The sequence below is a fragment of the Hydrangea phyllody phytoplasma genome (assembly GCF_036985185.1).
In the GTDB taxonomy this organism is placed as follows: Bacteria; Bacillota_I; Bacilli_A; order Acholeplasmatales; family Acholeplasmataceae; genus Phytoplasma; species Phytoplasma asteris.
The window spans coordinates 99,474-108,372 of sequence record NZ_BSDA01000003.1 but is presented as its reverse complement, the minus strand read 5'-3'; the positions used below and the strand labels follow the sequence as shown (position 1 = coordinate 108,372).

Below are 8,899 nucleotides of genomic sequence, written 5' to 3'. Positions count from 1 at the left end.
GTTCATTGTATTTAATAATTCATCAGTGGTATCTGGTTTGCTAGTTTGTATTAATGAATAGTCAGCTTTAGAAATTTGACAACCATATTTTTCTTTAGGTTTTGCATTTTCGTATTCTAAATTATATAAATTATTTTTACCTTCAGTCCAAATGATATAATATGATGGCAAAATTTTACTTAATGTTTCAAAATCTTTTTTTCAAAGAAATTTATTTTTCCATTAATATCTTTTTGAGTGGGTTTCATTCCTTCAAAAAAACAATACTCTCTTATGATATTGTTTTATAAATCTGGATAAATTAAATAAGGGGTAACAGTTATTTTATTAATATTATATTTTTTTAATTGCGATGGATTTTGTTTCGGCATTTCAGAATTTATAATTTGTTCTTTTATATTTGGAGGTTTTTCAAAAAAAGAATTAAATGCAAGTTCATTTTTATTTTCTAATTTTTGATTTTCTTCTTTGATTTTTATTTTGTGTTTTGCGTCCAAATATGTCCAAATAATTATTAAAATAGATAAAACAGTAATTATGGATATTGTAATAGTAATATTTTTTTTATTTAGGGTTTTCATTTTTTAGTTACCTTTCATTATAAATTTACCTCCTTACCTTTATTTTACTCTTTTTTTGCGTAAAAATCGCTCAAAAACAGTTAAAAAAGTGAAAAAAAAGATACTTTTTGCCATATTAAAGGAGGTGATTTCAATTATATAATAAAAATAAGACTCTCATTTATTGAGAGTCTTATTGATTTAAATTAATTTTTAATATTGTATATTTCTTTTAAAGCATTTTGGTAAGGTTGGATGTCTATTTGACTAAATTTATTTTTAGTTTGTAAATTTTGAAATAAATTGTTATGCCTTGTAATTGCTAAAGTTTGATCATTTTCTAATTGTTTGTTTTGTTGACTTAATTGTTGTAATGTATCACCAATGCGATTAATTTTATCTTCTATTTTTCGTTTTTCTTTTTCGTTTGCTGCTTCGTATTGTCTTTCTAAAACTTTTATATCTTTATTTATTTTTTTGCTGCTCAATGATATGTCATCCATTTTGCTATTTATTTTTAAAATATTTTCGTATGATTCTTTTTCGTCTTTAGACATGAAAGACATTTGTTGTTGTTGGTATTGTTTGCGTAGTTCTTTTTCTTTTGCTTTTATAGGTAGAATTTTTGGTAGTTCTTTAAGTTCATTATTGGTAATATATTTTAGTCTTTTGTTAAAATTTTCTTGTGAGACTTCTATTTTATTATTTATTTCAGTTTTATTGTTATTTTGTGATGAGGTTTTTAATAACATCGCATCAGAAGTGAATAATTGAGGTGTTACAAAGAAATAAAAAGTTGTAATTCCAATTAAAATTAAAAAGATAGTTGTAATAAGGATATATTTTTTGTTGCGGGTCATTTAGTTTGCTTTCTATTTTAAAAAGTGCTATTGTGTTTATCTTTGGTTCTTAATTTTATTTTATCATTTTTTTATTATTTTAATAATTTATTATTTTAAAAGTTTTTTTATATTATAAAGTTTTTCGGGTTGTAAAAAGATGAGTTAATGTTTTAAAATATGGGGTTGTCAGTAATTAAATAAATGTCTGATAATTGTAAATTGAGTATAAAATTTAGTTCTTTGGTGTATATTTCTAACATTTTTTCTTGAAATTGTTGAGTATAATGGATTTTATCTATTGTGTGTTTTTGGTTTTTTTGGATATTTAAATAACTATTATAAATAGAGCCTAATCCTTGTTTTTCAAAAAGTGGAGTTGTAGGATAATTACTATATTTGCTTTTACAATCTTTCCAAGTTTTAGTTAATAAATCATGGAGTATTTCATTTTTTATTAAGTCATAATTGTTTCTTGTTGTCTTTATTAAAATATTAGAATTTATTTGAGGATGATATTTTAGTTCTTTTTCTTTGGATAGTTGTAAATTGAGTGTTTTTGGTTCTTCTTGGTTTATTTCTAATGTTATTTCTTGTTGTATATGTGGATATAGAATTAAACCTAATAACAATATACTTATAATTACTAAGAATAATAAAACTTTAATATTTATTTTCAAATTATTTATTTTCAAATTATTTATTTTCTTTTATATATTGAAGGGACAAGTGTTCCCCCACATTTATATTATAACTATTATTATGTAAAAAGTCATTATATAAACAAAAAAAGACTATCATTTAAGATAATCTTAATATTGTTTAAGTAATTTTTTGTTAGTTTGGGATGGGAGATTGTGTTTAAATTCATTGTTATACCCCCTTTCTTTTATATTTTAGGTATATTGGTTGGTTGGGGGGTGGGTTTTATGCTTAAAATATGTTGGGAGGGTAAAATATTTTGGGTATGTTTTAGTTTTTGAGTAGTTCGTTTATTTTGGATAGTTTGTTTTGGTAGTCGGAAAGGGATTTTGGAGACGGTCTATTATTCTATTAAATTGTGTTTCAAACATTTCAACTGATTTAATTTGCCCATCTAATATACCAATTTCGCGTTCTAAACTTTCAATTTCAATTTTGGATTCGGCAAGTTGTAATTCAATTTCCGTTTTTTTTCGGGGGTTAGGTTTGGTTTGCTTTTTTGTGTTTGTTATTTTGTTAGTTTGGTTTTATGTTTGTTTAAACGTGTTGTTTTTTCATCTCTTTGTTGTTGTGGTTTTATTTGGGTGATTTTTTCTTTTTCAGTTTGATAATTTTTAATTGAATCTTGGGTGGTTTTAATACTTGCTTCAATAGTGGTTTTAAAGTTAAGGACCATTTCTAAATCATAAAGTTCCCCTTCGTATTCGTATTTCTTTTCGTTTTTTGTTTGTGGTTGTGATGTGGGTGTAAATGTTTGAGAAGGTAAGTAAGGATTTTGGTTGCTTTGACTTCCTGTATAAATTCCTTCGTTATTACTGTAATCAGGTTTGTAAGATTGTGTGGGTTTGGGGGATGTTGGTTTGTCATCAGGTTTAGTGTTTTGATTAAATAAAACTAAAACTTACCCCCATTTAAGGATGTTTTTTTCTTTTTTATATTATTATTATTATTAATTATTTATAATCACATTAAAATTAATACAAAATACATAATTATTAATATAAAATTAATAAAAATATAACAAAATGAAAATATAGGGTTGACATTCAACAAAAAAAGTAATACAATATTATTGGCAATCGTTAATGTGAGTGCCAAGAGGTGATTAATATGCTTTCAGATAGAAAAAAATTAATCTTAAAGGCTGTAGTGGAAAACTATTCACAAAAAGGACAACCCGTAGGTTCTAAACTGCTTACTCATTTGCCTTATCTTAAATTTGCAAGTGCTACTATTCGTTATGATATGGTGCAATTAGAAAAAGAAGGGTTTTTACAAAAAAATCATACTTCTAGTGGTAGAGTGCCTTCTTTTAAAGGCTTGACTTACTATCTAAACCATTTATTAACACGTGATCATGATGTTGCTTGTATGTTTGAAAGCATTGACAAATTGATTCAAAAAAAGCGTTTTTGTAAAGGACAAGTAATTAAAGAAGCTCTTAATTTGTTAAATAATTTAACTAATTATACTGCTATGGCAATTGGTTCTGATATTTTTAATAATAGTAAAATTACTAAAATTGATTTTATTCCTTTAAATAGTACTCAAGCTGTTATTTTGATTATTACTGATAAAGGAAATGTACAACATCAAAATATTTCTTTGGATCAAACAAAAGAAATTAGCATTTATGACCTTAAAGATGTAGTGCAAGTAGTAAATGATTTGTTGACAGATAAGTTTTTATCAGAAGCAGCCAATATTATTCAAAGTGATTTTTTTAAACAAACTATTACTAAATATATTTGTTTTCAAGAACAATTAATTGCTTTGTTTATGGAAGCTTTTAGTAGTTTTGCCTCAGAGAATCTTTATTTTTCGGGGGTTTCTAAAATGCTTGAAAAACCTGAATTAAGTAATCCTGAAATTATTAAAAAATTTATGGGTCTTTTAGAGCGTAAAGAATTATTAAAAATTATGTTAAATCAAGATAGTTTGTCTTTTAAATTTTCTGATGGCTTGCAACTTACCCCTTTAAAAGATTGTATGATTCTTTCTATTCCTTTTGATGTAAATCCTAATGAGAAAGGAAGAATTGCAGTTGTAGGACCTTCGTGGATGAAATATCCTAAAGTTATTCCTATTTTGGAATATTTGGCAGTTCATTTATCTAAATTAAACGATCAAGAATAACAAATAAAAGAATAAATAATACAATAAATAATTGTAAGATAAAATATAAGTAATAATTACAATTACAACAAATAACAAATAATAAGTAATAATGAAATAATTTATAATTTATTAAAAAAATAACTAAACAGGCTGCCAAAATACTTGTAAGTAACGTAATAAAAACATAATTATATCAAGAAAAGAGGTTTTAAGATGTTTTTAGAAAAAGACCAAGATAACTTAGATAATTTAGAAACACAAGCAAAAGAATTGCATAAAAATTGTAAAGAATGCAAAAATTGTCAAAAAGAAGAAACTAAAACAACAAATAAAGACAACCAAAAGGAAGATGAAACTGTTAAAAATCAATCAAATCAATCAAATCAAACTAAACAAACAAATACCAAACAACAAAAACATCAATCAAAAGAAAACAGTCATCTGCAAATTACTAAATTACAAACTCAAATTAAAGAATTAAAACAACAACTTACCCAACAAAAAAAAGCCTTTGATGAAGAGTTGTTAAAAAATCAAGCAGAATTGATTAACTTTAAGAAAAGAGCCCAAACTCAAAAAGCAAATGAATTAAAATATGCATCAAGTAATTTTATTACTAATTTATTAATGCCCTTGGAACAATTAGAAAAAGTCATTGATATGCCTACACAAAATGAATTGTTGCAAAAATATTTATTAGGATTTAAGTTGTTACAACAACAAATAAAAAAAGTGTTGCAGGATGAAGGAGTAGAAGAAATTGAGGCTCTTAATAAGTCTTTTGATCCTGCTTTGCACCACGCTTTAGAAACAGTGTGCGATCCTAAAAAACCTGATAAAACTAATTTAGCAGTTTTACAAAAAGGTTATTTATATAAAAAAAGAATTTTAAGACCAACATTGGTTAAAGTAAATGAATGGAGTGATAAAAATGACAAAAACGAATAAAATTATAGGTATTGATTTAGGAACAACTAACTCTTGTGTTGCTGTAATGGAAGGTGGCGAGGCAAAAGTTATTCCTAATGCTGAAGGTGGAAGAACAACTCCGTCTGTAGTTTCTTTTAAAGGTGATGAAATTATGGTAGGAGAAATTGCCAAACGTCAAGTAATTACTAATCCTAATACTATTAGTTCTATCAAAAGACACATGGGAGAATCTAATTATACTGTTAATGTGGGCGGTAAAAAATACACTCCGCAAGAAATTAGTGCAATGATTTTGGCAAATTTGAAAAAAACTGCTGAAGATTATTTAGGAGCTCAAGTAAGTGAGGCAGTAATTACTGTTCCCGCTTATTTTAATGACGCTCAAAGACAAGCTACCAAAGATGCAGGTAAAATTGCAGGCTTAAATGTTAAACGTATTATTAATGAACCAACTGCAGCTGCTCTTTCTTATGGCGTTGACAAAGGTGATAAAGAACAGACCATTTTAGTTTTTGACTTAGGAGGAGGAACTTTTGATGTTTCTATTCTAACTTTGGTTGATGGTACTTTTGAAGTGCTTTCTACTTCTGGAGACAATGCTTTGGGAGGCGATGATTTTGACTTACGTATAGTAGATTTCTTAGTGCAAGAATTCAAAAAAGAAAATAGTGTTGATCTTTCCAAAGATAAAATGGCAATGCAAAGATTAAAAGATGCTGCTGAAAAAGCTAAAAAAGAATTAAGTGGTGTTACTTCTTCACAAATTTCTTTGCCTTTCTTAACAATGAGCGAAGCAGGTCCACTTCATTTAGAATACAATATGACTCGTGCTAAATTCAATGAACTTACTAAAAATTTAATTGATCGTTGTTTGGCTCCTGTAAAACGTGCTTTAAGTGATGCCAAATTAGATATTGAAAAAATTGATCAAGTGCTTTTAGTGGGTGGTTCTACTCGCATTCCTGCAGTACAAGATTTAGTTAAAAATGAATTGAAAAAAACTCCTAATAAGAGTATTAATCCTGATGAAGTAGTTGCTATTGGAGCTGCTATTCAAGGAGGAATTCTATCAGGAGACGTTAAAGATATTTTACTGTTAGACGTAACTCCGCTTTCTTTAGGAATTGAGACTTTGGGTAATGTCTTTACTAAATTAATTGAAAGAAACACTACCATTCCAACTTCCAAAAAACAAGTCTTTTCAACTGCCGCAGACAATCAACCAGCAGTAGATATTCATGTTTTACAAGGAGAACGCCCTTTAGCAGCTGATAATAAAACTTTGGGAAGATTCCAATTAACAGATATTCCACCAGCACCGCGCGGAATTCCTCAAATTGAAGTTACTTTTGACCTTGATGCAAACGGAATTGTATCAGTTAAAGCCAAAGATTTAGGTACTAACAAAGAACAAAAAATTACTATTTCAGGAAGTGGCGCCCTTAAAGAAGAAGAAATTCAAAGAATGATTAGAGAAGCTGAAGAAAATGCTGAGGTAGATCGTGTGAAAAAAGAAAGTATTGATGCGCGTAATGAAGCAGAAAATATGATTTTCCACACTAAAAAATCTTTAGAAGATCTAAAAGCTGACGTTACACCAGAAGAAAAAGACAAAGTTGAGACTCAAATTAAAGAATTAGAAGAATCTCTAAAAGGAGACGATACTGCTTTAATTAAAGAAAAAACTGCAAGTCTTACTAAAGAATCTCAAGGAATTGCAATGAAAGCTTATCAAAAAGCTCAAGAAAAACAAGCACAAGAAAAAGGTACGCAAGAAAACACTACTGCTAAAAATGAAAAACCTCAAGACGAAGTAGTAGACGCTGATTTTGAAGAACAAAAATAATCAATAATAAAAACAAAACTAAACAAAAACAACCATAAAAACAAACAAAAAATATACAAAAAAATATACAAATACAAAAACAACCACAAAAAACAAACTATAAAGAATAATGAAATCAAAGGAAAAGCCCCCTTAGTTTTATTATTAGGAGAAGTTAGCTACAATGACAAAAAAAGATTATTATCATATTTTGGGTCTAGATAAAGACGCAAGTCCTGAGGACATCAAAAAAGCTTATCGTAGTCTTGCTAAAAAATATCATCCTGATATTTCCAAAGAAGCTAACGCCGAGAGCAAATTTAAAGAAGTTCAAGAAGCTTATAGTGTTTTAGGAGATGCTTCTAAAAAAAGTAATTATGATCGTTTTGGTGATGCTTCTGATAAGGGTTTTTCTGGCTTTGGTGGCGGTGGTTTTGATGGTTTTGATTCTTTTGAGGATTCTTTTTTTAGTTCCTTTGGAGATATTTTTGGTAATCAACAAACTAAAAAACCTTCTTATGATAAAAAAGTAGAAATGACTATAAGTTTTATGGATGCTGTTTTAGGAGCTAACAAAACTATTGAAATTACTGTAGAAGCTGATTGTAGAGTTTGTCATGGTAAAGGAGCAGCTTCCAATCAAGATGTTATTACTTGTAAACGTTGTGGCGGAACTGGACAAATTATTACTGAGCAAAGAACTTTTTTAGGTAATATTCGTTCTCGTCAAGTTTGTCCTAATTGTAGTGGTAAAGGACAAGAAATTAAAAATAAATGTTATGCTTGTCACGGACAAAAACGTCAAAAAGTTAAGCAATCAGCTACCTTTAATATTCCTGCAGGGATTCAAGAAGGAATGTCTTTGCAAGTTCCTGGGAAAGGAAATTTTATTCCTTTAAGCAATAATCAAAAAGCAGGAGATCTATATATTACTTTTAAAGTGCGTCCTCATGAATCTTTTGTAAGACGTGAATATGATATTATTTTAGAAATCTTTATTACTTTTCCAGAAGCTGTTTTAGGAACTAATATTTTGATTCCTACTATTTATGGTGAAGTAGCTTTAAAAATTCCTGCAGGGATTCAATCAGGCAATAAATTAAGAATGAAAAATAAAGGAGTTGCACATCTTAATTCTTCTTATCGTAAAGGTGATCAGTATGTTGTTGTTCATATTAAAACTCCTAACCAATTAAGTTTAGAAGAAAAAAGATTATATCAAAAATTATTAGATTTGCAATATCGTAGTTAATATAAGTAATAATATAAGTAATAATATAAGTAATAATATAAGTAATAATATAAGTAAATAAATATTAATACAAATAATACAATATTAATAGTAAATAATAAAATAATAAGGAGACCAACTTAAAAGTTGGTTTTTTTGTTATGTAGCAATTTAATGTTTAAGTTTTTAGAGTTTTACATAGTTAATTTTAATTGTATTATGATGAATAATAAATTAATATTTTTTAATATAAATGTTGAATTGTAATATAGTTTTTATGTTATATTATAATTAATAGTAGATAAATAGTTTTGTTATTTGCTATTTTATTAATATTTATCATATTAAATTAACTACTCATTAAATATTTGAGTTATAATAAAGGCATAAAGTCTTTTATTATATTTAAGTTAGAGGCTTTAGAACTTTAACAAATTTAATTTGATAATTCAATTTAATAAAGAGGTGAAATAACATGTTTTTATTAGATAATCTTAAAGAAAAAATTAAAGATAATAAAAAATTAAGTTCGGTTGCAGTTTATCGTAGAGCAAACCATAAAAGAGTTATGCAAAAAACTTTATTATGGATTAGTTTAATGCTTTTATTTTTGGCACTTTCTTATGCAGTTGTATGGCATGAATTAGTTTTTTTGCCCAAATTTAGGTGAAATAAAAAAACAATTATTTTTAAA

9 protein-coding genes are annotated in these 8,899 nt (G+C 26.9%); 5 read left to right on the top strand and 4 right to left on the bottom strand.

Features of this window, described 5'->3' with window-relative positions; genetic code table 11:
- Positions 1–284: 284 nt before the first annotated feature.
- The 4 genes from AACP42_RS02025 to AACP42_RS02010 form a co-directional block, all read right to left on the bottom strand.
- A complete protein-coding gene (locus AACP42_RS02025) occupies positions 285–581 on the bottom strand; it encodes a hypothetical protein (RefSeq protein ID WP_212775306.1) in 297 nt (98 codons plus the stop codon).
- Positions 582–766: 185 nt separating this feature from the next.
- Entirely contained in the window at positions 767–1,420 is a 654-nt protein-coding gene (locus AACP42_RS02020) for a hypothetical protein (protein ID WP_212775305.1), read from the bottom strand.
- A 152-nt stretch (positions 1,421–1,572) separates the two neighbouring features.
- A complete protein-coding gene (locus AACP42_RS02015) occupies positions 1,573–2,094 on the bottom strand; it encodes a hypothetical protein (RefSeq protein WP_339332559.1) in 522 nt (173 codons plus the stop codon).
- Between the two features lie 515 nt (positions 2,095–2,609).
- Positions 2,610–2,777, bottom strand: coding sequence for a hypothetical protein (locus tag AACP42_RS02010; RefSeq protein ID WP_212775303.1), 168 nt, complete (start codon positions 2,775–2,777; stop codon positions 2,610–2,612).
- A 425-nt stretch (positions 2,778–3,202) separates the two neighbouring features.
- Here AACP42_RS02010 and hrcA point away from each other — a divergent pair, with 425 nt between their 5' ends.
- The 5 genes from hrcA to AACP42_RS01985 all read left to right on the top strand — a co-directional run bounded on the left by hrcA (position 3,203) and on the right by AACP42_RS01985 (position 8,875).
- Positions 3,203–4,237: a heat-inducible transcriptional repressor HrcA gene (gene hrcA, locus AACP42_RS02005; RefSeq protein WP_212775302.1), complete on the top strand. Its 1,035-nt coding sequence runs from the start codon at positions 3,203–3,205 to the stop codon at positions 4,235–4,237.
- 195 nt (positions 4,238–4,432) lie between these two features.
- A complete protein-coding gene (locus AACP42_RS02000; RefSeq protein ID WP_212775301.1) occupies positions 4,433–5,167 on the top strand; it encodes a nucleotide exchange factor GrpE in 735 nt (244 codons plus the stop codon).
- Positions 5,151–6,995: a molecular chaperone DnaK gene (gene dnaK, locus AACP42_RS01995; RefSeq protein WP_212775300.1), complete on the top strand. Its 1,845-nt coding sequence runs from the start codon at positions 5,151–5,153 to the stop codon at positions 6,993–6,995. The genes AACP42_RS02000 and dnaK overlap by 17 nt, the downstream gene beginning before the upstream one ends.
- A 163-nt stretch (positions 6,996–7,158) precedes the next feature.
- Entirely contained in the window at positions 7,159–8,226 is a 1,068-nt protein-coding gene (dnaJ, locus tag AACP42_RS01990) for a molecular chaperone DnaJ (RefSeq protein WP_212775299.1), read from the top strand.
- A 454-nt stretch (positions 8,227–8,680) separates the two neighbouring features.
- Positions 8,681–8,875: a hypothetical protein gene (locus AACP42_RS01985; RefSeq protein ID WP_212509219.1), complete on the top strand. Its 195-nt coding sequence runs from the start codon at positions 8,681–8,683 to the stop codon at positions 8,873–8,875.
- The last annotated feature ends 24 nt before the right edge of the window (positions 8,876–8,899 follow it).

Coding starts and splice junctions, on each gene's coding strand:
- dnaK (WP_212775300.1), top strand. CDS start 5,151: ATGACAAAAACGAATAAAATTATAGGTATTGATTTAGGAACAACTAAC.
- AACP42_RS02020 (WP_212775305.1), bottom strand. CDS start 1,420: ATGACCCGCAACAAAAAATATATCCTTATTACAACTATCTTTTTAATT.
- dnaJ (WP_212775299.1), top strand. CDS start 7,159: ATGACAAAAAAAGATTATTATCATATTTTGGGTCTAGATAAAGACGCA.
- AACP42_RS02025 (WP_212775306.1), bottom strand. CDS start 581: ATGAAAACCCTAAATAAAAAAAATATTACTATTACAATATCCATAATT.
- AACP42_RS02010 (WP_212775303.1), bottom strand. CDS start 2,777: ATGGTCCTTAACTTTAAAACCACTATTGAAGCAAGTATTAAAACCACC.
- AACP42_RS01985 (WP_212509219.1), top strand. CDS start 8,681: ATGTTTTTATTAGATAATCTTAAAGAAAAAATTAAAGATAATAAAAAA.
- AACP42_RS02000 (WP_212775301.1), top strand. CDS start 4,433: ATGTTTTTAGAAAAAGACCAAGATAACTTAGATAATTTAGAAACACAA.